General features: G+C 64.1%; 23 protein-coding genes. 14 read left to right on the top strand and 9 right to left on the bottom strand.

Annotated features, from left to right (window positions below):
* Position 1: 1 nt before the first annotated feature.
* The gene (locus CH276_RS06455; RefSeq protein ID WP_230596844.1) at positions 2 to 433 is read right to left on the bottom strand and encodes a universal stress protein; all 432 of its coding nucleotides are present in this window, start codon (positions 431 to 433) and stop codon (positions 2 to 4) included.
* Between the two features lie 89 nt (positions 434 to 522).
* On the opposite strand from CH276_RS06455, the gene CH276_RS06450 reads away from it, so the two are divergent.
* Genes CH276_RS06450 through CH276_RS06440 form a run of 3 tightly spaced genes read left to right on the top strand, consistent with a single transcriptional unit; the run spans position 523 to position 3561 of the window.
* Entirely contained in the window at positions 523 to 1512 is a 990-nt protein-coding gene (locus tag CH276_RS06450) for a Bug family tripartite tricarboxylate transporter substrate binding protein (protein ID WP_032395980.1), read from the top strand.
* Complete coding sequence (locus CH276_RS06445) at positions 1509 to 2039, top strand: tripartite tricarboxylate transporter TctB family protein (protein ID WP_094630406.1); 531 nt, start codon at positions 1509 to 1511, stop codon at positions 2037 to 2039. Before CH276_RS06450 ends, CH276_RS06445 begins: the two co-directional genes overlap by 4 nt.
* A gap of 16 nt (positions 2040 to 2055) precedes the next feature.
* Entirely contained in the window at positions 2056 to 3561 is a 1506-nt protein-coding gene (locus tag CH276_RS06440) for a tripartite tricarboxylate transporter permease (protein ID WP_032395982.1), read from the top strand.
* Between the two features lie 102 nt (positions 3562 to 3663).
* Here the strand turns inward: CH276_RS06440 and CH276_RS06435 are convergent, their stop codons facing one another.
* Together CH276_RS06435 and CH276_RS06430 are read right to left on the bottom strand one after the other, a co-directional pair.
* A complete protein-coding gene (locus CH276_RS06435) occupies positions 3664 to 4737 on the bottom strand; it encodes an alkene reductase (protein ID WP_094689107.1) in 1074 nt (357 codons plus the stop codon).
* Between the two features lie 198 nt (positions 4738 to 4935).
* On the bottom strand, positions 4936 to 7116 hold the full coding sequence (locus tag CH276_RS06430) for a glutamine synthetase III family protein (RefSeq protein ID WP_032395984.1): 2181 nt from the start codon (positions 7114 to 7116) through the stop codon (positions 4936 to 4938).
* A gap of 191 nt (positions 7117 to 7307) precedes the next feature.
* On the opposite strand from CH276_RS06430, the gene CH276_RS06425 reads away from it, so the two are divergent.
* Positions 7308 to 7775 (top strand): SRPBCC domain-containing protein, encoded by a 468-nt coding sequence (locus tag CH276_RS06425; protein ID WP_032395985.1) that lies wholly within the window; start codon positions 7308 to 7310, stop codon positions 7773 to 7775.
* 28 nt (positions 7776 to 7803) lie between these two features.
* Entirely contained in the window at positions 7804 to 8244 is a 441-nt protein-coding gene (locus CH276_RS06420) for an SRPBCC family protein (protein WP_094630404.1), read from the top strand.
* Positions 8245 to 8249: 5 nt separating this feature from the next.
* Here CH276_RS06420 and CH276_RS06415 read toward each other — a convergent pair whose 3' ends face one another.
* Positions 8250 to 9071 carry a class I SAM-dependent methyltransferase gene (locus CH276_RS06415; protein ID WP_094630403.1) on the bottom strand — a complete coding sequence of 274 codons (822 nt, stop codon included), beginning with the start codon at positions 9069 to 9071 and terminating at the stop codon, positions 8250 to 8252.
* A gap of 224 nt (positions 9072 to 9295) precedes the next feature.
* Here CH276_RS06415 and CH276_RS06410 point away from each other — a divergent pair, with 224 nt between their 5' ends.
* Positions 9296 to 10648, top strand: a complete 1353-nt coding sequence (locus CH276_RS06410) for an MFS transporter (protein WP_094630402.1) — start codon at positions 9296 to 9298, stop codon at positions 10646 to 10648.
* 75 nt (positions 10649 to 10723) lie between these two features.
* Here CH276_RS06410 and CH276_RS06405 read toward each other — a convergent pair whose 3' ends face one another.
* The 4 genes from CH276_RS06405 to CH276_RS06390 form a co-directional block, all read right to left on the bottom strand.
* The gene (locus tag CH276_RS06405) at positions 10724 to 12166 is read right to left on the bottom strand and encodes a fatty acid desaturase family protein (RefSeq protein ID WP_094630401.1); all 1443 of its coding nucleotides are present in this window, start codon (positions 12164 to 12166) and stop codon (positions 10724 to 10726) included.
* Positions 12167 to 12189: 23 nt separating this feature from the next.
* Positions 12190 to 13287 carry a ferredoxin reductase gene (locus CH276_RS06400; protein ID WP_176459128.1) on the bottom strand — a complete coding sequence of 366 codons (1098 nt, stop codon included), beginning with the start codon at positions 13285 to 13287 and terminating at the stop codon, positions 12190 to 12192.
* Positions 13288 to 13386: 99 nt separating this feature from the next.
* Entirely contained in the window at positions 13387 to 14883 is a 1497-nt protein-coding gene (locus tag CH276_RS06395; protein WP_094630400.1) for an FAD-dependent oxidoreductase, read from the bottom strand.
* Between the two features lie 44 nt (positions 14884 to 14927).
* Complete coding sequence (locus CH276_RS06390) at positions 14928 to 15833, bottom strand: AurF N-oxygenase family protein (protein WP_094630643.1); 906 nt, start codon at positions 15831 to 15833, stop codon at positions 14928 to 14930.
* 153 nt (positions 15834 to 15986) lie between these two features.
* On the opposite strand from CH276_RS06390, the gene CH276_RS06385 reads away from it, so the two are divergent.
* The 8 genes from CH276_RS06385 to CH276_RS06350 all read left to right on the top strand — a co-directional run bounded on the left by CH276_RS06385 (position 15987) and on the right by CH276_RS06350 (position 24191).
* Positions 15987 to 17492, top strand: coding sequence for an adenylate/guanylate cyclase domain-containing protein (locus CH276_RS06385; RefSeq protein ID WP_094630399.1), 1506 nt, complete (start codon positions 15987 to 15989; stop codon positions 17490 to 17492).
* Between the two features lie 133 nt (positions 17493 to 17625).
* Positions 17626 to 18291 carry an HAD-IA family hydrolase gene (locus CH276_RS06380; protein ID WP_032395993.1) on the top strand — a complete coding sequence of 222 codons (666 nt, stop codon included), beginning with the start codon at positions 17626 to 17628 and terminating at the stop codon, positions 18289 to 18291.
* A 61-nt stretch (positions 18292 to 18352) separates the two neighbouring features.
* Positions 18353 to 19564, top strand: coding sequence for a sedoheptulose 7-phosphate cyclase (locus CH276_RS06375; protein ID WP_045196776.1), 1212 nt, complete (start codon positions 18353 to 18355; stop codon positions 19562 to 19564).
* Between the two features lie 17 nt (positions 19565 to 19581).
* Positions 19582 to 20361, top strand: coding sequence for an O-methyltransferase (locus tag CH276_RS06370; protein WP_045200333.1), 780 nt, complete (start codon positions 19582 to 19584; stop codon positions 20359 to 20361).
* A complete protein-coding gene (locus CH276_RS06365) occupies positions 20358 to 21644 on the top strand; it encodes an ATP-grasp enzyme (protein WP_094630398.1) in 1287 nt (428 codons plus the stop codon). The genes CH276_RS06370 and CH276_RS06365 overlap by 4 nt, the downstream gene beginning before the upstream one ends.
* Positions 21644 to 22666 carry a D-alanine--D-alanine ligase family protein gene (locus CH276_RS06360; protein WP_094630397.1) on the top strand — a complete coding sequence of 341 codons (1023 nt, stop codon included), beginning with the start codon at positions 21644 to 21646 and terminating at the stop codon, positions 22664 to 22666. The genes CH276_RS06365 and CH276_RS06360 overlap by 1 nt, the downstream gene beginning before the upstream one ends.
* Positions 22663 to 23415: a TauD/TfdA dioxygenase family protein gene (locus tag CH276_RS06355; protein WP_094630396.1), complete on the top strand. Its 753-nt coding sequence runs from the start codon at positions 22663 to 22665 to the stop codon at positions 23413 to 23415. The genes CH276_RS06360 and CH276_RS06355 overlap by 4 nt, the downstream gene beginning before the upstream one ends.
* A 50-nt stretch (positions 23416 to 23465) precedes the next feature.
* Positions 23466 to 24191 carry a YoaK family protein gene (locus CH276_RS06350; protein ID WP_045196782.1) on the top strand — a complete coding sequence of 242 codons (726 nt, stop codon included), beginning with the start codon at positions 23466 to 23468 and terminating at the stop codon, positions 24189 to 24191.
* 15 nt (positions 24192 to 24206) lie between these two features.
* Here the strand turns inward: CH276_RS06350 and CH276_RS06345 are convergent, their stop codons facing one another.
* The gene (locus CH276_RS06345; RefSeq protein ID WP_052049656.1) at positions 24207 to 24821 is read right to left on the bottom strand and encodes a TetR/AcrR family transcriptional regulator; all 615 of its coding nucleotides are present in this window, start codon (positions 24819 to 24821) and stop codon (positions 24207 to 24209) included.
* Between the last annotated feature and the right edge of the window lie 45 nt (positions 24822 to 24866).

The following is a 24866-nucleotide window of genomic DNA, read 5'->3' as shown; positions in this document are numbered from 1 at the left end:
GTCACGGTGCCTTGACGACGAGAACGGGCACCGGGCAGTCGAGCAGCACTCTCTGCACGGTGCTGCCCATCAAGAACTTGCCGACCGCGGATCGACGCTTGGAACCGATGACGACCATTCCCGCACCGACGTCCGCGACGAGGTCGACCAGAGCACCGGCCGGGTCTCCGCCGTCGGGTTCCACTCGAACCATGGTCGCGATACCGGGCAGAGTCCGTTCGACCTCGGCCTGCGCGGAGTTGCGGTCGTCCGCGGACACCGAATCCCGGTCCACCACGGACAATACGATCAACGGAGCCTGACGAAGTTCGGCCTCGGCGGCACCGCGACGCAACGCTTCCTGCCCCTCCGGTGTGTTGCTCATCGCCACTGCCACTGCGCTCGATACCGACACGTTCTCTCCCGTTGTTCGTTGCTCGTTGGTCGTATCCACCGAGGATCACCTCGGAGAGTTGTGAACTGGACTAATCAGACAAACTGTATCTAACCTGACGCTGTGACACACCACACGAAAGGTCTCTGATGGCGATATCGCCCACACTGCTACGGACGGTCGGCGCATTGGTGGTGGTGGGAGCGGTGACCGTGGCAGGTATCGATGCCGCTCGCAGCGCCAGCGGCTCGGACGCACGAGCGAAACTGACGCTGATCGCGCCCGCCGCCGCAGGTGGCGGCTGGGATCTCGTCGCCCGTGAATCGCAGCAGGCACTGCGCAGCGACGGCATCGTCAACAACGCCCAGGTCGTCAACGTCCCCGGTGCAGGCGGCACCATCGGTCTGAGCCAGCTCGAGAACCTGAGCGGGCAACCCACCACCGTCATGATCACCGGCACCGTCATGCTCGGCGGCATCGCGATCAACAACTCCGAGACCACTCTGGCCGACACCGTCCCGATCGCGAAACTGGCCGAGGACTTCGAAGTGTTCGTCGTGCCGAGGGATTCACCGATCCAGAATCTCGAAGACATGATCGAGGCGTGGCGGGCGAACCCCGGAGGACTTCCGATCGGCGGCGGTTCGCTCGGCGGCATCGACCACATCGTCGCGGGCCAGTTGGCACAGGAAGCCGACATCGACCCGGCCGCAATCAATTACATCGCCTACTCCGGCGGCGGTGAAGTACTCACGTCACTGCTGTCGAACACCGTCGGTGTGGCAGTGAGTGGGTTCAACGACTTCCGCGATCAGATCGAGGCGGGCAATGTGCGCGCACTCGCAGTCGCCGCGCCCGAGCCCCTCGAGGGATTCGACGTGGACACGTTCATCGAACAGGGGTACAACGTCGACCTCGTCAACTGGCGCGGAATCGTTGCCCCACCCGGCATCTCGGACGAGGACCGACAGACGCTGGTCGAGATCGTCTCCGAGATGGTGGAGACCGAACAGTGGGCCACGGCCGTCGAACGCAACCGCTGGAAGGAATCGGTTCTGACCGGAGACGAATTCGGAGAGTTCCTCGACGTCGAACAGACACGTATCACCGGAATTCTCGAGGAGTTGGGACTGGTATGACAACGACGACCACCGACACGGACACGTCCCGATCGTTCTGGACGGGCCGCAGTGGACTGATCGTTCCGGCGCTGCTCCTCGCACTCGGAGCCTTCCTGGTCTACGGAACCGTCACGATGCAGGTTCCGCCCACCGCCACATCACCTGGCCCGCAGGTCTTTCCGGCCATCGTTGCAGGAGGCTGCTTCGTCGTCGCCCTGCTGGTCACCTTTCAGCTGTTGATCAAGCCCGACGTCGTCGACCGTGGGGTGGACGGTGACGGCGTGCCGCACACCGGCACCGTCAGCAACTGGCGAACCCTGTCGATCACCGTCGGATCGGTGGCAGTGTTCATCGCACTGCTCGATCCGCTCGGGTGGGTTCTCGCCGGCGCGCTGTTGTTCTGGGGTGTCTCGATCGGATTGGGCGGTCGCCGTTACGTGTTCGACGCCGCCGTCGCTCTGCTGGTCTCGAGCGCGGTTCAGATCGCATTCTCCGCGGGCCTCGGCCTGACCCTCCCCGGCGGCGTTCTCGCCCAGATCTTCTGACGGAGCTGAACTTACGATGGATTCACTGAGCAATCTGATCGACGGGTTCGGCACCGCGCTGACCCCGATGAACCTGGTCTGGGTGTTCGTCGGCGCGCTGCTCGGCACCGCCGTCGGCGTCCTACCCGGTCTCGGTTCCGCCATGGCGGTGGCCCTGCTGCTGCCCGTCACCTTCACCCTCGACCCCACCGCAGCGTTGATCATGTTCGCCGGAGTGTATTTCGGCGGCCTGTTCGGCGATTCCATCTCCGGCATCCTGATGAACACACCCGGCAACAGCACCGCGATCGCCGGGACGTTCGAGGGGCACCGGATGGCCAAGAACGGCCGCGCCCCACAGGCTTTGGCCACCTCGGCCATCGGAGCGTTCATCGGCGGCATCGTCGCCACCACCCTGGTGGTGTTCTTCGCTCCCACCCTCGCGTCGTTGGCGACGAACTTCGGCCCGGCCGAGTACCTGGCCCTCGCAGTGTTCGCGTTCATCGCCACCTCGGCCGTGGTCTCGGACTCGGCCCTCAAAGGCCTGACTGCACTGCTGATCGGCCTCACCCTGGCCGTGATCGGCATCGACGGCCCCTCGGGCGCTTCACGATTCACGTTCGAGGTACCCGCCCTGTTCGACGGCATTCACATCGTCGTCATCACCGTCGCGATGCTCGCGCTCGGTGAGGTCATCCACATCGCGTCCAAGATCGGTCGCCCCGAGGATCGCAGCCTGATCAAGTCGCAGGGACGCCCCTGGCTGAGCAAGGCCGAGTTCCGCGATGCGATGCCGGCGTGGTTGCGCGGCACGGCATTCGGTGTGCCGTTCGGTGTGATCCCCGCAGGTGGTGCCGAAGTGCCGAGCTTCCTGGCGTACGGCACCGAGCGCAGACTCGATCGCAAGCGCACGAAGCCGATGTTCGGAAAGGGTGCCATTCGCGGTGTCGCGGGACCCGAGGCAGCCGGCAACTCCACGGCAGGTACGGCCATGGGAGCGCTTCTGGCTCTGGGTCTTCCGACGTCGGCGACGGCGGCCATCATGTTGGCTGCCTTCCAGCAGTACGGCATGCAGCCAGGACCGCTGTTGTTCGAGCGCAGCGGCGACATCGTCTGGGCCCTACTGGCCAGCCTGTTCGTGGCGATGATCGTGCTGTTGATCCTCAACCTGCCGTTCGCACCGTTGTGGGCGCAGTTGCTCAAGATCCCGAAGAACTACCTCTACGCCGGCATCTCGGTGTTCGCGGCCCTCGGCGTGTACGCATCGAGTGCCTCGATCGTGGATCTGATCTTCATGCTCGGGCTCGGCATAGTCGGATTCATGATGCGCCGCTACGACATTCCGTTGGCACCGGTGTTGATCGCGGTGATCCTCGGCCCGCTGGCCGAGGAGTCACTCCGACGCGCACTGGCCGTCAGCGAGGGCGACCCGTCGATCCTGGTCGGCAGCGCGATCACCATCGTGCTCTACGCACTGATGATCATCGCCGTGGTGTTCTCGATCGTCAGCAAGATCAGGGCCCGCAAGACCGCCGACTTCTAGTGCGCTCCGCGCAGTGGTGCGGCTCTGTTCTCGGGTCGTTCCGCAGGCTGCATTCCTGCGTGCCCTCAGGGGCACTCGACCGCACCACTGCCGCAGGCACTCTCAGTGCTGCAGGGCCGGGTAATCCGTGTAGCCCTTGGCACCATCGGTGTAGAAGGTGCTCGGATCGGGCTCGTTCAACGGCAGATCCTCGCGCCAGCGGTAGGCGAGGTCGGGGTTCGCGATCGCCGGGCGGCCGACGACAACTGCGTCGCCGATTCCGTTGTCGAGGAGTGAAAGCGCCTCGTCGCGGGTGGTGATCTCACCGAAGCCACTGTTGACGAGCACCGGTCCGCCGAATGCCTGTCGCAGACCCTGGACGAGATCGCCCGACGGATCCTTGTGCAGCACACTGAGGTACGCCAGTCCCAGCGGCGCGAGCCGCTCGACCAACGCACGGTAGGTGGCGCGCACGTCGTCGGCGTCCGTCTCGAGCGCATCCTGGATGTTGTGCTCGGGTGAGATGCGAATTCCGACCTTGCCCGCTCCGAGAGCAGCGACCACTGCTTCGACCACCTCGGCCACGAAGCGCGCCCGGTTCTCCGGCGAGCCGCCGTAGGCGTCGTCGCGCTGGTTCGAGGCGGGCGAGAGGAACTCGTGCAACAGGTAGCCGTTGGCACCATGAATCTCGACGCCGTCCATTCCGGCGGCGATGGCATTCTTCGACGCCTGCACGAAATCTGCGATCACGGAGGGCAATTCGTCTTCGCGCAGCGCACGCGGGGTGGGGTACGGCTTCTTAGCCTCGTAGGTGTGGGTGTCCCCCTCGATGGCGATGGCACTGGGTCCGACGACCTCGTGGCCACCCGTCGTCGCCTCGTGCGTCACCCGACCTGCGTGCATCACCTGCGCGACGATCAGTCCGCCGTCGGCATGGACCGCGTCGGCGACATTGCGCCAGCCGGCGATCTGCTCGTCCGTCACCAGGCCCGGCTGACCCGGGAAGCCCTGGCCGGCGTGGCTCGGGTAGGTGCCTTCACTGACGATCAGCCCCAGCGATGCGCGCTGCTTGTAGTGCTCGACCACCAGCGGGCCCGGCACACCGTCCTTGCCGGAACGCACGCGTGTCAACGGGGCCATCACCAACCGGTTGTCGAGCTTCAGCTCACCGAGTGCCAACGGGGAAAACAACTTCATGAATCTCTCTCCTCACGAGTGCGTGCACAGTCTTTGCCACTGTTCACTCCGAACCCGAAAGATCCATCGAGCTATTCCGACTCGAGATATTGCTCACCCCGAACACAACAGTGGTGTGGATAAGTGCCCTCCGGGGCATTTATCCACACCACTGCGCTATCCGGTCGTTCCGCAGGCTCCACTCCTGCCCGCAGCGCACTACAGGATGTACAGCATCTCCTGGTACGTCGGCAGCGGCCAGAGATCGTCCGCCACCATTGCCTCGAGGGTGTCCGCGGCAGATCGAACGGCGGCCATTGCCGGCAGCAGTTCGTCCTTCGCGTGTGTCGCCTCGGCGAGTGCCTCGCCGCCGGGATCGGCTTCGAGGGCGGTCTTCAACGTCGTCAACGCTGCGCGCAGCTCCGACAGTGGAGCCGACACTGCTTGCAGCGCAGTCATGTCCACATCGTCGACACCGGCACCCTTGAGCGCGCTGACGTTCTGCGCCAACTCGGTCTGGTATCGCACCGCTGCGGGCAGGATGGAGGTCTGGCCCATCTCGAGGGTCAGACGAGCCTCGACGAACACCGTCAACGCGTACTGTTCGAGTCCCACCTCGTAGCGCGAGTGCATCTCACGGTGGTTGAAGACCTTGTACTTCTCGAACAGCTCCATGGCCGAATCCGAGATCAGCTCCGGCAACGCGTCGAGCGTCGTACGCAGGTTCGGTAGACCGCGTGCCTCGGCCTCGATCTGCCAGTTGTCGGAGTAGCCGTCGCCGTTGAACACCACGGCGCCGTGTTCGGTGATGATCTCCGTCAACAGGTTCTGCACCGCGGTGTCGAAATCGGTGCCGTCGGCGACGGCCGTCTCGAGGTTGGTCGCCATGTAGTCGAGAGCCTCGGCCATGATCGTGTTGATCGTGACCATGGGGCCGTTGACGGTCTGCATCGAACCGGGTGCACGGAACTCGAACCTGTTGCCGGTGAAGGCGAACGGGCTGGTTCGGTTGCGGTCACCGGGATCGGTCGGCAGCACGGGCAGGGTGTCGGCACCGATCATCATGGTGCCCTTGCCCTTCGACGAGGTGGCCGCGCCCTTGGCGATCTGATCGAACACGTCGGCGAGCTGATCGCCGAGGAAGATCGAGATGATCGCGGGCGGAGCCTCGTTCGCGCCGAGGCGGTGGTCGTTGGTCGCCGACGCCACCGACGCGCGCAGCAGACCGCCGTACTTGTGTACCGCGCGGATGACGGCGGCACAGAAGACCAGGAACTGCGCGTTGTCGTGTGGGTTGTCGCCGGGAACCAGCAGCGATCCGAGGTCGGAGTTTCCGAGCGAGAAGTTGACGTGCTTGCCGGAGCCGTTGACGCCCTCGAAGGGCTTCTCGTGGAACAGGCACTCCATGCCGTGCTTCTTGGCGATGGTCTTGAACGTCGTCATCAGCAGTTGCTGGTGATCGGCCGCGATGTTTCCGCGCTCGAACATCGGGGCGATCTCGAACTGTCCGGGTGCGACCTCGTTGTGCCTGGTCTTGGCCGGGATGCCGAGCTTGAACAGCTCGCGTTCGGTGTCCATCATGAAGCCGAGCACCCGCTCGGGGATGGCACCGAAGTAGTGATCGTCGAACTCCTGGCCCTTGGGCGGCTTCGAGCCGAACAGGGTGCGGCCTGCATTGAGCAGGTCCGGCCGGGCGAGGAAGAAGTGCCGGTCGACGAGGAAGTACTCCTGCTCGGGGCCGCAGAACGAGACGATGTTCTCGACGTTCTCGTGGCCGAAGAGCTTCAGGATGCGCTCGGCATGACCGCCCATCGCCTGCTGGCTGCGCAGCAGCGGCGTTTTGTGGTCGAGGGCTTCACCGGTCATCGAGACGAACACCGTCGGGATACAGAGAGTGTTGCCGTTCGGGTTCTCGAGCACGTATGCCGGGCTGGTGACGTCCCAGCCGGTGTATCCGCGCGCCTCGAACGTGTTGCGCAGGCCGCCGTTGGGGAAGCTCGATGCGTCGGGCTCGCCCTGGATCAGGGTCTTGCCCGCGAATTCCGCGAGTGCGCTGCCGTCACCGACCGGATCGAAGAAGCTGTCGTGCTTCTCGGCCGTCAACCCGGTGAGCGGGTAGAAGACGTGCGCGTAGTGCGTCGCGCCTTTCTCGAGTGCCCAGTCCTTCATCGCCGACGCGACAGCGTCGGCGACCATGGGGTCGAGCTTCTTGCCTTTGTCGATCGTTGCCATCACCGATTTGAAGACCGATTTGGGCAGACGCTTCTGCATGACGACCTTGCTGAAGACGTTCTCACCGAAGATCTCGCCCGGCTTCTCGTCTCCGACGAAGCTGACCGCAGGCGGTACATACGCCTCGACGTCTTTGATCGCCTGCAGGCGGACGGTATTTCCACTCATGGCTACCCCTTGACAAGGTGCTGCTCCGCACCTGGATTGTGCGGAGTCCGACCCGGCGACTGTACGAACGATTGGTGGCGGTCGTGTTTCGTCGCTGTGTCCACTGCGAGGCAAAAACGGCGATCGGAGTTTCTTTCCCCGCAGACGGGGGTAAGTCCGTAGCCAGCACAAATAACTGAAAGGCGTGTTCCATGACCGACGAGTTGACCGTTAGGCGCGTGATCGACGCTCCCCCCGCCTCCGTGTTCACCGCGCTCGTCAACCCCGAGGTCCAGGCAGCGGTCGACGGCTCGGAAATGCTGCGTGGGGCGATCGACCCGATGCCGTTGGGGGCCGTGGGCGACACCTTCGCGATGGACATGTATCAGCCGGAGCTCGGCGAGTACGTCATGGAGAACACCGTGTTCGTGTTCGAGCAGGACCGGCGCATCGGATGGATTCCTCGTCGTCGAGGCATGGAGCCTCGCGGTACGCGGTGGTCCTGGGAGCTCGACGCGGTCTCCGAGGATCGCACTGCCCTGACTCAGGTCTACGACTGGTCACGCGTCACCGACCAGGAGTTCAGGAAGATGGCCGGCTTCCCCCGGGTGACCGAGGATCAGATCGTCGACACCATGCGCCGTCTCGCCGACCATCTCGGCGTCCGCCTCGAAGACTGATCCACACGAAGAAGAAAGAGAGAGCGTCATGGTCGACGTCACCAGAACATTCACCGCCGCAGTGGAGATCGAGAAGGCAGCGGCATTTCTCCGGGACTTCTCCAATGCGGCAGCGTGGGATCCCGGGACCCAGAGTTGCACACAGATTTCCGACGGTCCGGTTGCCGTCGGCACGCAGTGGCACAACGTTTCGAAATTGTTCGGTATCACCACCGAACTGACCTACGCATTGGTCACCGACGAGCCCGATCACGTCGTGTTCGAAGGTGAGAACAAGACGGCCACGAGCGTCGACGACATCACGTTGACCGCCGAAGGACCGCGCTCGACCCGAGTCGACTACCACGCGAAAATCGAATTCAACGGTGCCGCCAAGGTGGCCGGCCCGTTTCTGAAGGCAGGGTTCGAGGCGAAGGTCGCGCCGGATACGGTGGAGAAGATGACCGAGGCACTCGAGCGACTGGGCTGAGGGCCCTATTTTCGCGCGACGACGGTGAAGTTGTCCGCCGAGCTCGTCGGAGCGTCGGGGGCCACGATCGAACCGTCGTCGGCGAAGATCTCGGAGATGGTGAATCCGGCGTCGGTCACCAGTCGTCGCACATCCGTCACCGTGGTGAAGTGCATGATCGGAGCGAAATCGTGCGCAGCGAGCGGAGCGACGGCCCACGTTCCGCGATCGACGACTCGACTGCGCGCAGACCACCAATTGGCAACGCTACGAACGACTCCGGCGGGATCGAGCAGTCGCCTGCCGACGGCGGTCACGATGCGCTCGAGTGAGAACGTGAATTTCTGGGTCGGCCTGCTCAGCTGAAACGGCTTCTCCCCGAACGACGGTCCATTGCGGTTGAGAGTGGAGAAGACCAGAGTTCCGGACTCGCCGACGACTCGGTGGAATTCTGCCAGCACCCGACGGCGTTCGTCGTGTGTCACGGTGTCGATTCCGTTGTTGCTGAACACAACCAAGCCGAACTCGCCGTCGGCGAAGTCCGCGAGATCACGTGCGTCGGCCACGTGCGCCGGTAGGTCGGGAAAGTTCCGTCGAAAGCTCGCGATCATGTTCGGTGCGTAGTCGATAGCGACGTAGTTGTCGCTGAGCAGTCGCAGCAGCGCCGTGGTTCGGCCGCTGCCGACGCCCACATCCAGTACCGGTTTCCCGCGAGCAACCCCGGCTGCTGCGACCAGCGCCGCCGCCTCCCCACGGTCGAGAAACCCATCGGTGGGACCCGCGTACTCCACGTATGCAGCGGCTACCCGCGCGCTGTCGAACACGTCTCGATTGTGGTCTATGGACATACGAACACCTCCGCTTCACCGACCGCAGAAACGGGCTCTCCGCCCCCGTGACGAAACGGTACCGGCGAACCCTGAGGTGCGCCTGAGTCGAACCCTCGGCGGACGTGCGCACTCTCCGCCACCCACACCCCCATCCGGGGGTATTCGTGGGGTGACCCGGGTCACTACCGTTCGTCGCACTCGGTATCGCACATTTACCCGATACCCGACAAAACGGAGGAACAATGACCACTGTCTCACCCGACGACCCGGGTGTGTCCGCGTCGACGCCACCTGCGGTGCAGACCAAGACCAGTGTCCGCCGGGTCGCTGTCGCCAGTGGCATCGGCACGACGATCGAGTTCTACGACTTCTTCATCTACGGCACCGCAGCAGCGCTGGTCTTCCCGACGATCTTCTTCCCGGCCCTCGGCTCCACCGCAGGCACGGTGGCCTCGTTCGCGACGTTCGCCGTCGCGTTCATCGCCAGGCCCGTCGGCGCAGTGCTGTTCGGACACTTCGGTGACCGCATCGGCCGCAAGAAGACCCTGATCTCGACACTGCTGCTGATGGGTGTGTCCACGTTCGCGATCGGTATGCTCCCCGGCGCCGAGACCATCGGCGTGGCCGCGCCGATCATCCTGGTACTGCTCAGGTTCGGACAAGGGTTCGCGGTCGGCGGCGAATGGGCCGGCGCGACCCTGCTCACGGCCGAATACGCACCGCCCGGCAAACGCGGGTTCTACGCGATGTTCCCCCAGCTGGGACCGTCGGCCGCCTTCATCTTCTCCAGCGCGACATTCCTCGCCACCGGTCTCCTGCTCGGCGATACCAACGAGACGTTCCTCAATTACGGTTGGCGAATCCCGTTCCTGCTCAGCGCCGTTCTGGTACTCATCGGCCTGTACATGCGGTTGGCCATCGAGGAGACCCCCGTCTTTCGCGCCAACAAGCTCGTCGAGGAGCAGGCACCGGCGAACGCGGCTCCGACGAAACTGCCGATCTTCGACGCCTGGCGCATCCAGAAGCGTGAAATCATCACTGCTGCAGGTGCATTGGCATCACTGTTCGCTTTCTTCTACATGGGAACCGCGTACCTGACGAGCTACGGCACCAAGACACTCGGATTCGAGCGCCCGTTCGTGTTGATCACCGGAATCGGAGCCGCGGTGATCTTCGGAATCGCGATCGCGGTCTCTGCCACCTACTCCGATCGGGTGGGACGTCGGCGGGTGATCATGGGAGCGTGCATCATCGCGATACCCTGGTCGATCGCACTGTTCCCCGTTCTCGACACCGGGTCACCGGCAGCGTTCGTGATCGGCATGTGCGTCACGCTGGCCATCTTCGGAGTGGCCTACGGACCGACCGGAGCCCTGCTCCCCGAGCTGTTCCAGACTCGATTCCGTTACACCGGAGCAGGTTTGGGCTACAACCTCGCCGGAGTTCTCGGTGGAGCGATTCCGCCGATGCTCGCGGCACCGCTCACGGCCGCATTCGGCAGCATCTCGATCGGCGTCATGCTGGCCCTGTTGTCGGTACTGAGTCTGGTGTGCACCAAGAGGCTGATCGAGACCAAGGACGTCGACATGACCTGACCCACCACAACGCAGAACCGCGGCCACCCGGAAGTCGGGTGGCCGCGGTTCTTGTCTGCTCTCTACGGACGAAACTCAGTCGTCGCCGCGGGGCGGTGGCGCAACGTCGACGCCACCGGAGTTGTGCTCGGGCCCGGCTGCCGGGTGCCCGGCGGGCACGCGCCCACGCGTCTTCGCGGCCTCGCTGTCCTTGGTGGCACCCTCGGCGAACTTACGACGCCAGCTCTCCTCAGGCCGGTAGGGGCCCGGCTTCGGCCGAGTCTTGCCGCCCGGGAACGCCAGCCGTGCGATGGTCCGCTGGACCATGCCCCACTGCTTGAAGAACGGTCCGGTGTTGTACGGAAGTTCGTAGCGCTCGCAGATGTCCTTGATCTTCGGCGCGACGTCCGCGTAGCGAGTGCTGGGCATGTCCGGGTAGAGGTGGTGTTCCACCTGGTAGCTGAGGTTGCCGCTCATCAGGTGGAACAGTGGTCCGCCGTCGATGTTGGCGGCACCGACCAGCTGACGGACGTACCAGCCGCCGCGAGTCTCGTTCTCGACCTCTTCCTGGCTGAAGGTGTAGGCCTGGTCGGGAAAGTGGCCGCAGAAGATGATCGCGTTCGACCAGACGTTGCGAATGATGTTGGCGGTGAAGTTGGCGGCCAACGTGGACAGGAACGTGCTCTCCACTCCACTGAACCGGCTGTCCAGGAAGGACGCCGTCCTGCGGTTCTTTCCGAACCGAGCCGACCCACGCAGCTTGGACGCCAGACGCGACCTCTTGCTCTCGGGCAACCGGCCACCCGAAGCCAGCTGCGCCAGCGCGAACGCACCGGCGCTGATGATCGGCCAGCCCACGTAGTCCTTGACGAACTGCTTACGAGCCTTGACGCCGATGCCCTTGAGGTCCTCGACGAGATCCTTGATCGGCTTCTCGCCACGACGGATGGCCTCGATGTCGAGATCGTGCAGGGCCACGCCCCACTCGAAGAACGCCATCAGCAGAACGTTGTAGAACGGCTGGGCCAGGTACGCAGGGTGCCACTTCTGACGTGGGTCGATACGCATGATCTCGTACCCGAGATCCTTGTCCTTGCCGCGAATGTTCGTGTACGTGTGGTGCACGTAGTTGTGGGAGTGCTTCCACGAACTGGCGGTGGAGGCGGTGTCCCAGTCCCACACGGACGAATGGATTTCCGGATCGTTCATCCAGTCCCACTGGCCGTGCATGACGTTGTGGCCGATCTCCATGTTCTCGAGGATCTTCGCGATCCCGAGGCATGTCGTTCCGGCGAGCCAGGCCGGCTTGCTGGTGGAGCCGAGAAGCAGCACACGCCCCGCGACCAGCAACTGACGCTGGGCGGCGATCACCGACGTGATGTACTTGCGGTCCTTGTCGCCGAGGCTGGCGTACACCTCGTCGTGTATGGCGTCGAACTCCTTGGCCAGTTCGGCAATGGTCTCGTCGCTCAGGTGCGCCAACGGGTTCACCGGTTCGTCACTGGTGCCGGTACGCCTGGTGGTTTCGTCGATCGTCATGAATTCCCCTGTTCGATGGTTGATCAGAGTTCGATTTCGATGTCGCCCTCGGCGGTGTTGACACAGATCCGAACCGCTTGCCCCGTAGGTTCGGAGATATCCCCGTTACGTAGGTCACGTAAACGCCCCTTTTTGAGGGTACCTACACAGGTGTGGCAGATGCCGATGCGGCAGCCGTAGGTCAGATCCAACCCGGCTTCTTCACCTGCGGCGAGAATGGTTGTGCCGCCGTCGCATTCGACGTCCTTCTTGCTGTTGAGGAAGCGCACGGTGCCGCCCTCGCCCGCGTCGTCTCCGCCGCCGATGACCGGTTGGAAGCTCTCGTGATGGAATCTGTCGTAGTCGCCCTGGTCTTTCCAGTACGAGCGCAGATCGTCCAGATGTTCACCCGGGCCGGAGCAGAATGCTTCACGCTCACGCCAATCGGGAACCAACTCGTCCAGTTCGGAGGCCTTCATCCGCCCCTCGTCGCTGGTGATCCGCAACTTCACCGTGAGCCCGGCGTGTTTGGCTTCGAGCTCGTCGAGCGTGTCCGCGAACATCAACTGCTCGCGGTTGTGCACCGAGTGCACCACGACTGCATCGGTCACCTGATCGTGGTGGTCGAGGGCGCGCAACATGCTGATGATGGGCGTGATCCCGCTGCCCGCGCTGATGAAGACCATTTTTTCCGGAATCGGGCTCGGCAGAGTGAACTCACCCTCGACTTCGCTGAGCCGGACGATATCGCCCGTTCTGATGGTGCCCACCAGGTACGGCGAGACAGTGCCCGAGGGCACCAGCTTGGGGCTGACACTGACCAGGCCGTCCACCGGATCCGGATCGGAGGTGATCGAGTACGCCCGCCAGTGGTACCGACCGTCGATGAGCACTCCGAGTCGGACGTACTGCCCGGGCGTGTGGCCCTGCCACTCGAAACCTGGACGGATGTACACCGAGACGGCCTCCGACCCCTCCGGAACCACCCGCTCGACCTTCCCTCGAAGTTCGCGAGTGGTCCACAGCGGATTGATCATCGACAGGTAGTCGTCGGGACGGAGCGGATTGAACAACGATCGGACTGCGCGCAGCATCGTCCGTCTCACAAAAGAAACCTGGGGCTTGGCCCCCCGTTCAGCCATACTCAACGGTAACCCTGCGCGCCGCGCTGCACATCCGAATCGCTCAGACTCGAATGAGACTGCTACACAAGGTGAACAGAACCGAGCGATACCGGCCGGTCAGCGCACTCGCGAGACGCGGTCGCCCAGGGCCGCACTCACTTTTCCGTACCAGCCGAGCGGACGCGCAGACCCGCGTGTCGGCACGTCGGCCAGCAGCGCTTCGGCGGTTTCCTCGGCGTCGATCTTGTTGTCGCCGATGCCACCGGTGGCACCTCTCTTGGCCCAACCGACGACGTAACAGCCTGGAACCGGAGTGCCGTCGGCGGCGGTGATACGACCACCCTCGTTGCGAATGGTGCCCGTGATGTCGTCGAACGGGATGCCCGGTGACGGGGTTCCGCGGTATCCGATGGCGAGCAGCACCAGCTCCGACGAGAGAGTGACCGCGTGTTCACCCACCCCCACCTCGATGGACTCCACCGAGCCGCTTCCGTGCAGAGCAGCCGGTGCCCGGCCGAACGCGAAGACGATGCGCCGGCCCTGCACAGACGATCCCAGTTCGACTCGCGTTGCCCCGGCAAGAGCCGATGCGGGGGCGGACAACGGCAGGCGATCGATCGCGTCGACGATTCCGTCCGGACCTGCCACCACGACTTCGACGCCTGCCCGATCGACCAGAGCCTTGCACTCGGAACGAGTGAACGCCGCGAACTCGGGCCCACGACGGGCGAGTACGACGACCTCGTTCACTCGATGGCGACGCAGCTCGGCCAGCGCGTGCGGGGCGATCTCGGTTCCGTCGAGCCCGTCCGGGTCGGCGGTGAGGATACGAGCCGCGTCGAGCGCGACGTTGCCGTTTCCGATGACGGTGACGCGGTCGACGCCGGCGAGATCGATCGCGTCTGCGGGAACGTCGGGGTGGCCGGTGTACCAGCCCACCAGGGTGCGCGCGCTGACGGATCCGTCGAGGTCGATACCGGGAATCTCGAGGGCCCGGTCCTTGTCGGCACCTACGGCGTAGACCACCGAATCGAACTTGCGGGCCAGTTCGACGTGGTCGACGTCCTTGCCGACCTCGACGCCCAGCTTCATCGTCACCCGAGGATGGGCGAAGATCCCACGGAAGTGCTCGCTGATGCGTCGGGTACCCAGGTGATCGGGAGCGACGCCGTAGCGGGCGAGACCGCCCGCGACGGGCAGCCGGTCGTAGAAGGTGACGCTGGTGCCGGGCACCCTCAGCAACGCCTGAGCGGTGTAGCAGGCCGCAGGCCCGGTTCCGACGATGGCGATGTCGATCGGCGGTAGGTCGTTGACCGTCGCCACCGGGAATCGGGGCGCGCCCCACTCGGCCACGGCGGGCTTGTCCTTGTAGTAGTCGGCGTTGATGTCGGCATAGATCTGCTGATCCGGCGTCAGTCTCGAGACGCGCGTGATCGCGTCCACCGGACACGCGTCGGCGCAGGCTCCGCAGTCGATGCACGAGCGCGGATCGATGTAGAGCAGTTCCGTCTTACCGAAGTCCGGCTCGTCGGGTGTCGGGTGAATGCAATTGACCGGACACACCGACAGGCAGGATGCGTCGTTGCAACAGTTCTGCGTGATCGCGAACGGCATGGGTTATCGGATGTCCTTCACGGCCTCGAGCGGGAGCGGTGCGATCAGAGCATGTGCAAGCGACGGTAGATCATCTCGGCCGGCTTGGTGATCAAACCGCAGTCGAGAAGAAATGCCATCAGGTGCTCGCTCGAAGTACGCATCATCGTGTGGTGGTGCGCGTTGTTCTTCGCTTCCTTCACCGCGCGGTCGACGTCGAGGCCCGCTGCTGCGTAGACCTCCTTGTTGACCATGTTGGACACGATCAGCCGAGCAGCGATCGCGACGACGAGCGCACTGGTCTTGCGGCGAGCCGGGCTCTTCTGGGCGATCTCCTCACGCATCTGAGCGCGCGCGAAGGTCATGTGCCGTGATTCCTCGACGACGTGGATCTTGCTGGTGGTGCGCACGAGTGGCAGCACGTTCTCGCCGCGCATCCAGTCGCGCTGCATGACGTCGAGCACCTCTTCGGCGACGAGGATGCCGCCGTAGGCGACCTCGGCGGCAGCGAGAGCCTTGAAGCCGCGGCCGAGTTCGATGCTCGATCGACGCGGCAGGTATGCCTTGATGCCCATCTTCTGGCAGGCGCGGGCGAACATGATCGAGTGACGGCACTCGTCGGCGATCTCGGTGAGCGCGAACTGGAAGTCGGAGTTCGACGAGTCCTTGCAGTACTGATCGCGCAGAACCATCTGCTGCAGGATCATCTCGAACCAGATGCCGGTGCTCATGATGGAGCAGACCTCGTGGCGAGTGAGCGTGATGCGCTGCTCCTCGCTCATCTCGTCCCACAGCTTCGTCCCGTACAGGGTGCTCCACTCCGGATTGAGTCCGTAGAGGGAGGGATCGAGGTCGGCTTCCCAGTCGACTTCCTCGGACGGGTCGTAGGACAGCTGGGCGGCGGAATCGAGCAGACGAGCGGAAACGTCCTCCGGCTCGAGAACGTCGTTCCGGGACAGTGTGCTGGTCATCGCCGTGGTTCCTTCCATCGTCGAAAAGCTGTAGGTAACTGTTACGGAGATTACCAGGTACTCAACGACACAGGTAGTCGTTCGGGCAGAAGTTCCTGGATTCTTTTCGCCGGACCCCTAGAGTTCGAGCGTGCCGAACACGGAGAACCACCGGTGATCGCCGCCCTGCGATCTGCCCTCGAACGCAGACCCATGCGTCTGTACGCGGTGGGAATGGTGTCGGCCAACGCCATCGGGGCCGTCATCGTGTTCGTTTTGGCGCGCTTCGTCCTGCCGCTGCCGGTCGGTTCCGAAGAGATCCTGTCGGACCGAAATTACCTGGCGTTCTTCGTGTACCTACCGGTCGCGATAGCCATCGGTATCGGGCTCGGGCTCCGCGTCGCAGCACCCCTGATTCGGTGGCTGCACACCGGAGGAACGCCGACGGACGAGACCGCGATCGCCGTCGTCCGACTGCCGTTGCGCCAACTCGGCGTCCACGTTCTGCTGTGGGCGCTCGGCGTCGCGGTGTTCGTCTCGGTCAATGCGTCGGCCGGTGCCGCGCTGTCGATCATCGTGGCGATCGCCGTCAGCTTCGGCGGCTTGGCAACGTGCTCGCTGGGTTACCTGGTGGCCGAACGAACTCTTCGCCCGATCACAGCCGCGGTGATGGACGTCGGTGCGGTCACCGATTCCGCAGCTCTCGGTGTTCGGCTTCGTGTCGTTCTCATCTGGGTCCTGAGCACGGCGATTCCCGTTCTCGGGTTGGGCCTCATCGGACTCGGCAGGTTGATCGACACCGTCATCCCTCCCGACGTCGATCTTTCCCCCGCGATGGTGTCGCTCTCCGCGGTTGCCCTGGTCGTCGGATTCGGCGGCATGTTTCTGGTCGGACGCTCCGTCTCGGACCCGCTGCAGCAGGTCAGCAGCGCCATGCAACGCGTCGAAGCCGGGGCGACCGATACCCGTGTCGACGTCTACGACGCCTCCGAGATCGGCCGTTTGCAGAACGGGTTCAACAAGATGGTGGTCGGACTGGACGAGCGCGAACGTCTCCGATCGCTGTTCGGTCGCCACGTGGGCCAGGACGTCGCCCAACGAGCGCTCGCGAGCGCACCCCGCCTCGGCGGCGAGAATCGGACTGTGGCGGTGCTGTTCGTCGATCTCGTGGGTTCGACGGCTCGCGCCGAACGAGAATCGGCCGAAGCCGTGGTGGACTGGCTCAATCGATTTTTCGCGGTCGTCGTGGAGCACGGTGAGCGAGGCGGGGGATTCGTCAACAAGTTCGAGGGTGATGCCGCATTGCTGATCTTCGGTGCTCCGGTCGATCACCCGGATCCCGCGACCGCCGCACTACGCACCGCGCGCACCCTGGCGGCCGAACTGTCCATCGACGGCGACTACGAGTTGGGCATCGGAGTCACGTACGGATCGGTCATCGCAGGCAACATCGGCGCCGAGTCACGTTTCGAGTACACCGTCATCGGCGACACGGTGAACCAGGCGGCCCGGCTCACCGATCTCGCCAAGGATGACCCCGACACCGATGTGCTCACGTCGTCGACGGTGCTCGATCACGCATCCGACGACGAACGCATGCACTGGACGACGGGCGAGACGGTGACACTGCGCGGCCGCTCGACACCGACCATTCTGGCTGCTCCCGTGCGGCCCCGCTGACGATCGCTCGGCCGAAAAAAATTCGAAGGTTTCCCGTTCGACTCCGATGGGGCATACCCCCCGAACCAACTCACCCCATCGCGCTTACGCGAGACGTTGACTGGTACAACGTCTCTCGCTTCGAAAGGCAACCATGCCCGCAATTCTGTTCGGCTCGATCAGCACACTCGTCGACACGTCCGAACTGCAGCGTCGCTCGTTCAACGAGGCGTTCGCAGCGCACGATCTGAACTGGAACTGGTCCCGGGACGACTACCGGGCCATGCTCGGGTCGAACGGTGGTGCCGACCGCATCAGCGAATACGCGTCCGAGACCGGTACCGAGGTGGACGCCGCGGCAGTACACGCCACCAAGTCGGAGATCTTCCAACGACTGATCGGCGAGTCCGACGTCAAGACGCGTCCGGGCGTCGCCGACACGATCGACTCCGCCAAAGCGAACGGCCTCAAAGTCGGCTTCGTGACGACGACCTCGCGAGAGAACATCGACGCGCTCCTCGCGGCTCTGTCTCCCGAACTCACCGCCGACTCGTTCGACGTCATCGTCGACGCCACCTCGGTCGAGCCGGGAAAGCCCGACCCCGCCTCGTACCAGTACGCGCTGAAGACGCTGGGCGAGAACGCGTCCGACAGTGTGGCCATCGAAGACAACGCCGGCGGTGTCCAGGCGGCAGCGGCTGCGGGTATCACCTGTGTGGCATTCCCCAACGAGAACACTGCGGGCACCGAATTCGACTCGGCCACCGAGACCGTCGATGCACTCGATCCCGAGCGCGTCCGAGCTCTGCTCTCCGCCTGAGCCCGACCTGCGGAGCGCGCGTTTTGTCTGACCTTTTCATCCAATCCTCCAGGAGTAACCAGTGAGCAATCTTCAGGCCCAGGTCGTTGCCGGGGACAGGTCGTTTCGCGTCGAGGGATACGAGCGCATCGAGTACGACCTGATCTACGTCGACGGGGTGTTCGCGATCGAGAACACCGAATTGGCCGACAGCTACCGGCCGTACGGTCGCGCGCTGATGGTCGTCGACGAAGCGGTGCACGACATCTACGGCGACCGGATCAGCGCATACTTCGATCACCACGAGATCGCACTGACGGTGGTTCCGGTGCACATCGCGGAGACCGCCAAGTCGCTGGAGACCTTCGAGCGCATCGTGGGTGAGTTCGATGCATTCGGTCTGGTCCGCACCGAGCCGGTACTGGTTGTGGGCGGCGGACTGACAACGGACGTAGCAGGATTCGCGTGCGCCAGCTACCGCCGCAACACCCCGTACATCCGCATTCCCACCACCCTGATCGGCTTGATCGATGCAAGCGTGTCCATCAAGGTGGCCGTCAACTACGGAAAGCACAAGAACCGCCTCGGTGCCTACCACGCGTCACAGAAGGTGCTGCTGGACTTCTCGTTCCTCGGCACGCTGCCCGAGGACCAGGTGCGCAACGGCATGGCCGAGCTGATCAAGATCTCCGTGGTCGGCAATCTGGAAATCTTCGAGATGCTCGAACAGTACGGGCCCGAACTGCTGCGAACCCGATTCGGCCATCTCGACGGAACAGCGGAATTACGTTCGGTCGCAGACAAACTGACCTACTCGGCGATCGCGACGATGCTCGAACTCGAGGCCCCCAATCTGCACGAGATCGATCTCGATCGCGTCATCGCCTTCGGTCACACCTGGAGTCCGACGCTCGAGCTGACCCCGCCTGCACCGTTCTTCCACGGTCACGCGATCAACATCGACATGGCGCTCTCGACGACCGTCGCCGAGCAACGCGGACATCTGTCCACGGCCGACCGCGATCGCGTACTCGGTGTGATGTCCAGCATCGGCCTGGCCCTGGACAGCCCGTACCTGACACCCGAATTACTTTCCGAGGCAACGGCATCGATCCTCAAGACACGCGACGGGATCCTGCGTGCCGCAGTGCCCGATCCGATCGGCACGTGCCGCTTCCTCAACGACCTCGACGCAGCGGAGCTGGCCGATGTCCTGACGCTGCACAAGAAGATCTGCCTGGACTTCCCCCGGGCAGGCGAGGGCCTCGACATGTTCACCGCGCCGACGCCGTGACGAAGGCCCCGCGACCGGTGACCCCGACGACCATTCTGGCGCGTGAGCTGAGCGAGATAGCAGATCTGCTCGACGCCGGTGCCGGGGTGACCGACGAGCTGACCACCCGTGTTCATCGAGCCCGCGATCTCGCAGCGGGACTCGACCCGTATCTCGACACCTGTACCACCTCCCAATCCGCAGCGCTGGCGACACTGGCGTCGCGGACCCGCACCGAGGACTGGAGATCACGCGACGTGGTCTCCGGCTCGGGGCCCCTGGAGATGGAGATGCTCTCCGGCCACGTGGAGGGACGCTTCCTCGCGTTTCTCGTGCACATGACCGGGGCGAAGCGGGTACTCGAGATCGGTATGTTCACCGGCTATTCGGCACTGGCGATGGCCGAGGCTCTGCCTGCAGGCGGTGAGGTGGTGGCGTGCGAGGTGGATCCCTACGTGGCCGAGTTCGCGCAGTCCTGCTTCGCGGAATCACCTGCCGGCTCGTCCATCACGGTGGAGGTCGGTCCGGCACTGGAGACCCTTCGACGGCTCGACGGTCGGTTCGACCTGGTGTTCATCGACGCCGACAAAACCGGGTACCGCGCCTACGTGGAGTATCTGCTCGGTAGCGAACTGCTCGCCGAGAACGCCGTGATCGCGGTCGACAACACCCTGCTGCAGGGCCAGCCGTACAGCGAGCAGCCCACCGAGAACGGCAGGGCCGTCGCCGAATTCAACGACTACGTAGCGAAAGACCCTCGCGTGGAGCAGGTTCTGCTTCCTCTGCGCGACGGCGTCACGCTCATCCGTCGAACATGATTCGTACGGTTGCCGCGCTGCTCGGTCTCGCGGCCACCCTGCCCGTCGACCTCGCGGCGACGGCGGTGGCCGCGATCGGTGGCACTGCGCCGCCCACCCGCCGATCCGAGTCACCCAGAACGGTGCTGATCAGCGGCGGCAAGATGACCAAGGCACTGCAGCTCGCTCGCTCCTTCCACCTCGCCGGGCATCGGGTGATCCTGGTGGAATCGGCCAAGTACCGCTTCACCGGCCACCGGTTCTCCCGTGCCGTCGACCGATTTCACTGTGTACCCGATCCGGGTGCCCCGGGATACGCGCAGGCTTTGCTGGACATCGTTCGACGCGAGAACGTCGATGTCTTCGTCCCCGTGGCCAGCCCTGCGGCGAGCATTCACGACGCAGACGCCAGGGCCGTGCTCGACCCGCACTGCGAAGTGATCCACGGCGACGCGGACACCGTGCGAATGGTCGACGACAAGTCCCGATTCTCCGAGCACGCAACATCGTTGGGACTTCGCGTGCCCGACTTCCGGCGGATCACCGATCCGGCCCAGATCGACGACTTCGAGTTTCCGCCGGGTCGCGAATACATTCTGAAACGGATCTCGTACAACCCGGTCGGGCGAATGGACCTGACGCGGTTGTCGGCACGCACACCGGAGCGGAACTCGTCGTTCGCCAGGAGCCTGCACATCACGGACGACGATCCGTGGATTCTGCAGGAGTTCATCGCCGGTCAGGAGTACTGCACGCACGGCACGGTACGCCAGGGTCGGCTGCAGGTGTACGGCTGTTGCGTGTCCTCGGCGTTCCAGGTCAACTACGAGATGGTGGACAAGCCGGACATCCTGCGCTGGGTGGAAACATTCGTCTCTTCTCTGGACGTGACCGGCCAGCTGTCGTTCGACTTCATAGAATCCGCCGCCGACGGCCACATATACGCGATCGAATGCAACCCCCGCACCCACTCGGCCATCACGATGTTCTACGACCAACCCGACCTGGCGGCCGCGTATCTCGACGACGGCCACCCGGTGATCGTGCCGCGTCCGACGGCTCGGCCGACCTACTGGGTCTACCACGAGATATGGCGCTTGTTCTCCGAGGGCAACCGAAAAGCTCGCCTTCGCAGCATCTTCCGCGGCAAGGACGCCATCCTGACCGGATGGGATCCTCTGCCGTACTTTCTCGTGCACCACCTCCAGATCCCGTCCCTGTTGCTGCGCAATCTGCTGGCGCGACGTGGCTGGTCGCGCATCGACTTCAACATCGGCAAGCTCGTGGAGAACGGAGGCGACTGATGACCTTGTCGGTACTGGTGTTGGTCGGATCGTCGGTGGACGAGTTCCATTGCGATCTGTCACGGGTGTACGCGGGCGGATTCCTCGACGCGCTCGGCGGGAATCCCGACTACCGCTTCGAGGTGGCGTTCGTATCCCCCGGTGGGCTCTGGAGCTTCCCCGGCGGTATCGATGCCGCCAGTGTGGCTGCGGCGCAGCAGATGTCGTTGGCACAGGCAGTGGAAATCATGTCGTCGTGGCATTTCGACGTCATGGTGCCGCAGATGTTCTGCCTGCCCGGGATGACGACGTACCGCAGTCTGTTCGATCTGTTGGGCGTGCCGTACGTGGGCAACGGTCCGGACGTGATGGCGATGACGGCGGACAAGGCCCGTGCCCGAGCCGTCGTCGCTGCGGCCGGGGTCGCCGTACCCACCGGGGTGGTGGTCCGCTGCGGCGACGACATCGACGTCGACCTGCCCGTGGTCGTCAAGCCGGTCGACTCGGACAACTCGATGGGCGTCGCGCTCGTTCGCGAATCCGACCGTCTGGCAACCGCAGTGAGCGAGGCTCTGGCGTACTCGTCTGCGGCACTGGTGGAGTCGTACATTCCACTCGGCCGGGAGGTACGTTGCGGCATCATCGCCCGAGGCGACGAGCTGATCTGTCTTCCGCTCGAGGAGTACGCCGTCGAGTCGATCCGCACCAGCGCCGACAAGTTGAATCGCACCTCGGACGGAGATCTGTACCTGGTCGCGAAGGAGCAGACCAAGGCGTGGATGGTCGACGTCTCCGATCCGATCACCGAGAAGGTCTGGGCCGCAGCACGATCGTGCTATCGCTCTCTCGGCTGCCGACACTACGGTCTCTTCGACTTCCGAATCGACCCCGACGGGGAGCCGTGGTTCCTCGAGGCCGGCCTGTACTGCTCGTACTCGCCGTCGAGCGTGCTCGCGGTGATGGCCTCGGCGGCGGGCATCGCCGTCGACGAACTGTTCGTACGATCGCTCGACGAACTGTCGGTGAAGGAGCTGTCCTCGTGACGTTGGGAATCGAGATCACCGAGCTGGACCTGAGCTCTACCGACACCGAAGAACTGCGAGCGCTGTTGGCCGAACACGGCGTGCTGATTCTGCGCGAGCAGCCCTTGGACGACGCGGGTTTCCTGGCGTTTCTCCGACGGTTCGGCGACATGATGTTCACCGAGGGCGAGACGCCGGTGCCGGGCTTCCCCGATCTGAACGTCATCAGCAACGTCGGCCGAACCACACCGCCGAAGTCGGCGTTCCACGTCGACACCACGTATGTGCCGAATCCGCCTGCCTACACCGCGTTACGCGCGGTCGAGGTACCGGAAGCCGGAGGCAGCACGCTGTTCAGCGATCAGTACGAGGCCTACGACACACTGCCCGCCGACCTGAAAGCGAACCTGGCCGGACGAACCGTGACGCATCGAGTGACCGGGGTGGCGTCGGACACCGATTCCAGTGCCGAACATCCCCTGTTCGCAGTGCATCCCGTGTCCGGGCGCACTGCACTGGCGTTGTCGGCACCGGCGCGGTGCGTCGCGATCAGTGGAATGTCCCCCGAGGAGGCGCACGAGACCGTGCGAGTGCTGTTCGAGCACTCGACTCGCGAAACCAACCTGTTGCGGCATGCGTGGGCACCCGGCGATGTGGTGATGTGGGACAACCGATGTGTGATGCATCGAGCCGATCACAGCGGAGTCGTGGGAAACAGGGTGATGCATCGCGGAATGGTGGCGAATGGTGAATCGGCGTCGGTTATGTGATTGACAACTCAAAGATTTGCCGGTTCGCCCGTAGCCAGGAGAATCGAGTCATGACTTCTCCGGTGGCAATCAGCCGCGACACAGCAGTCGGTCCCGAAGCTCGTCTGTCCTGGATATTGTCCGGACTGGCCGGGATGGTGGGCGCAGTGGCGTTCTTGCATTCTGCCGGCTACTTCGTGACCTTCATGACCGGCAACACCGAACGTGCTGTCGTCGGGCACTTCGGGCACCCCGAGGGCAAGGAGGTCACCCCGGGCGCCTCACCGATAGCGGCTCTCGCGCTCATGGGCTCTTTTCTGGCCGGGGTGGTGATCTCGTCGATCTGCCGCCGTCGGTACTGGTCGAACCATCCCCACGGAGCAACGGTGCTGACCACGATCGCGCTCGCCGGAGCGGGAGCCATCGACATCGCCATCTCGGGATGGTCGTCGGCGAACGTGAACTTCTACCCGATTCTGTTGGTGGCCTTCGCACTCGGCGCACTGAACACCGCGTTCACGAAGAAGGAAGAGACCTACATTCCGCTGAGCTACGTCACCGGAACGCTGGTGAAGCTGGGCCAGGGTATCGAACGGCACCTGTTCGGCGGGGGAACGCGCTACGACTGGCTGTGCTACACAGCCCTTCTCGGATCGTTCGCGTTGGGCGGAGCGATCGGAGCCTTCATCGGCGTCGTCATCACCGGACCCCAGGTGCTGCTTCTGACCGCACTGCTCAGCTTCGGCGCAACGATCTTCACCTTCACCCACACCGAGCGTCGCACGCTGCTGGGATGAAGCAACGTCCCCCGGTCAGCCCTCGACCAACGGCGAGGCCACGATGATCTTGCGCAACATCTGCTCGATGAAGGTGGGGGAAAGGCGCGATCCGATCAGCACTTGCCGCTGAACGAGACCTTCGATCATCACCACGAGAGTTTCGGCGTCGGAGGGCGGATCCTCGGAGTCCAGCGAGGCGACGATCCACTGGGTGTAGGTGACGAATGCTGCACGTTGACTGTCGAACAACTCGCGGATTTCGTCGTCGTGCTGCGCCTCGCCGAGCATGATGTGGCGCGCGATCACCCGTTTGACCGCGTCTGCCGATGTCATGGCGTCGATGAAGTCGATGATGTGGGAGATCACGACGTCGACGGTGAGCGGTTTGACGTCCACCAGAGTGCCGAACGTCGCTCCGGCCACCTCGAAGTCGCGGACGAACAGTTGACCGAGAGCCAGGTGAAGCAGCCGACTCCGGGTGGGCGCGTGGTAGTTCACCGATCCGGGGCCGAGTCCCGCTGCGGCGTCCACCGCCCGGTGGGTCAAGCCGCGCAGCCCCTGCGTGGCGAGCACCTCGATGGCGGCAGTGGCGATCTCGTCGCGCCGACGCACTCTCGACTCGTCGTCCTTGGAGTGTGCCGACCTCATACCGCGCAGTGTAGTGCCAGGCCGTTGACATTCGTCGATTCCGAG

Source organism: Rhodococcus sp. 06-470-2, from assembly GCF_002258235.1.
In the GTDB taxonomy this organism is placed as follows: Bacteria; Actinomycetota; Actinomycetes; order Mycobacteriales; family Mycobacteriaceae; genus Rhodococcoides.
Note: the sequence above shows the minus strand (reverse complement) of the source record. Positions and strands in the feature narration are given on the sequence as shown.

Coding starts and splice junctions, on each gene's coding strand:
- CH276_RS06410 (WP_094630402.1), top strand. CDS start 9,296: ATGACCACTGTCTCACCCGACGACCCGGGTGTGTCCGCGTCGACGCCA.
- CH276_RS06435 (WP_094689107.1), bottom strand. CDS start 4,737: ATGAAGTTGTTTTCCCCGTTGGCACTCGGTGAGCTGAAGCTCGACAAC.
- CH276_RS06440 (WP_032395982.1), top strand. CDS start 2,056: ATGGATTCACTGAGCAATCTGATCGACGGGTTCGGCACCGCGCTGACC.
- CH276_RS06450 (WP_032395980.1), top strand. CDS start 523: ATGGCGATATCGCCCACACTGCTACGGACGGTCGGCGCATTGGTGGTG.
- CH276_RS06350 (WP_045196782.1), top strand. CDS start 23,466: ATGACTTCTCCGGTGGCAATCAGCCGCGACACAGCAGTCGGTCCCGAA.
- CH276_RS06430 (WP_032395984.1), bottom strand. CDS start 7,116: ATGAGTGGAAATACCGTCCGCCTGCAGGCGATCAAAGACGTCGAGGCG.
- CH276_RS06345 (WP_052049656.1), bottom strand. CDS start 24,821: ATGAGGTCGGCACACTCCAAGGACGACGAGTCGAGAGTGCGTCGGCGC.
- CH276_RS06420 (WP_094630404.1), top strand. CDS start 7,804: ATGGTCGACGTCACCAGAACATTCACCGCCGCAGTGGAGATCGAGAAG.
- CH276_RS06360 (WP_094630397.1), top strand. CDS start 21,644: ATGACCTTGTCGGTACTGGTGTTGGTCGGATCGTCGGTGGACGAGTTC.
- CH276_RS06365 (WP_094630398.1), top strand. CDS start 20,358: ATGATTCGTACGGTTGCCGCGCTGCTCGGTCTCGCGGCCACCCTGCCC.
- CH276_RS06425 (WP_032395985.1), top strand. CDS start 7,308: ATGACCGACGAGTTGACCGTTAGGCGCGTGATCGACGCTCCCCCCGCC.
- CH276_RS06400 (WP_176459128.1), bottom strand. CDS start 13,287: ATGGCTGAACGGGGGGCCAAGCCCCAGGTTTCTTTTGTGAGACGGACG.
- CH276_RS06405 (WP_094630401.1), bottom strand. CDS start 12,166: ATGACGATCGACGAAACCACCAGGCGTACCGGCACCAGTGACGAACCG.
- CH276_RS06415 (WP_094630403.1), bottom strand. CDS start 9,071: ATGTCCATAGACCACAATCGAGACGTGTTCGACAGCGCGCGGGTAGCC.
- CH276_RS06445 (WP_094630406.1), top strand. CDS start 1,509: ATGACAACGACGACCACCGACACGGACACGTCCCGATCGTTCTGGACG.
- CH276_RS06390 (WP_094630643.1), bottom strand. CDS start 15,833: ATGACCAGCACACTGTCCCGGAACGACGTTCTCGAGCCGGAGGACGTT.
- CH276_RS06380 (WP_032395993.1), top strand. CDS start 17,626: ATGCCCGCAATTCTGTTCGGCTCGATCAGCACACTCGTCGACACGTCC.
- CH276_RS06395 (WP_094630400.1), bottom strand. CDS start 14,883: ATGCCGTTCGCGATCACGCAGAACTGTTGCAACGACGCATCCTGCCTG.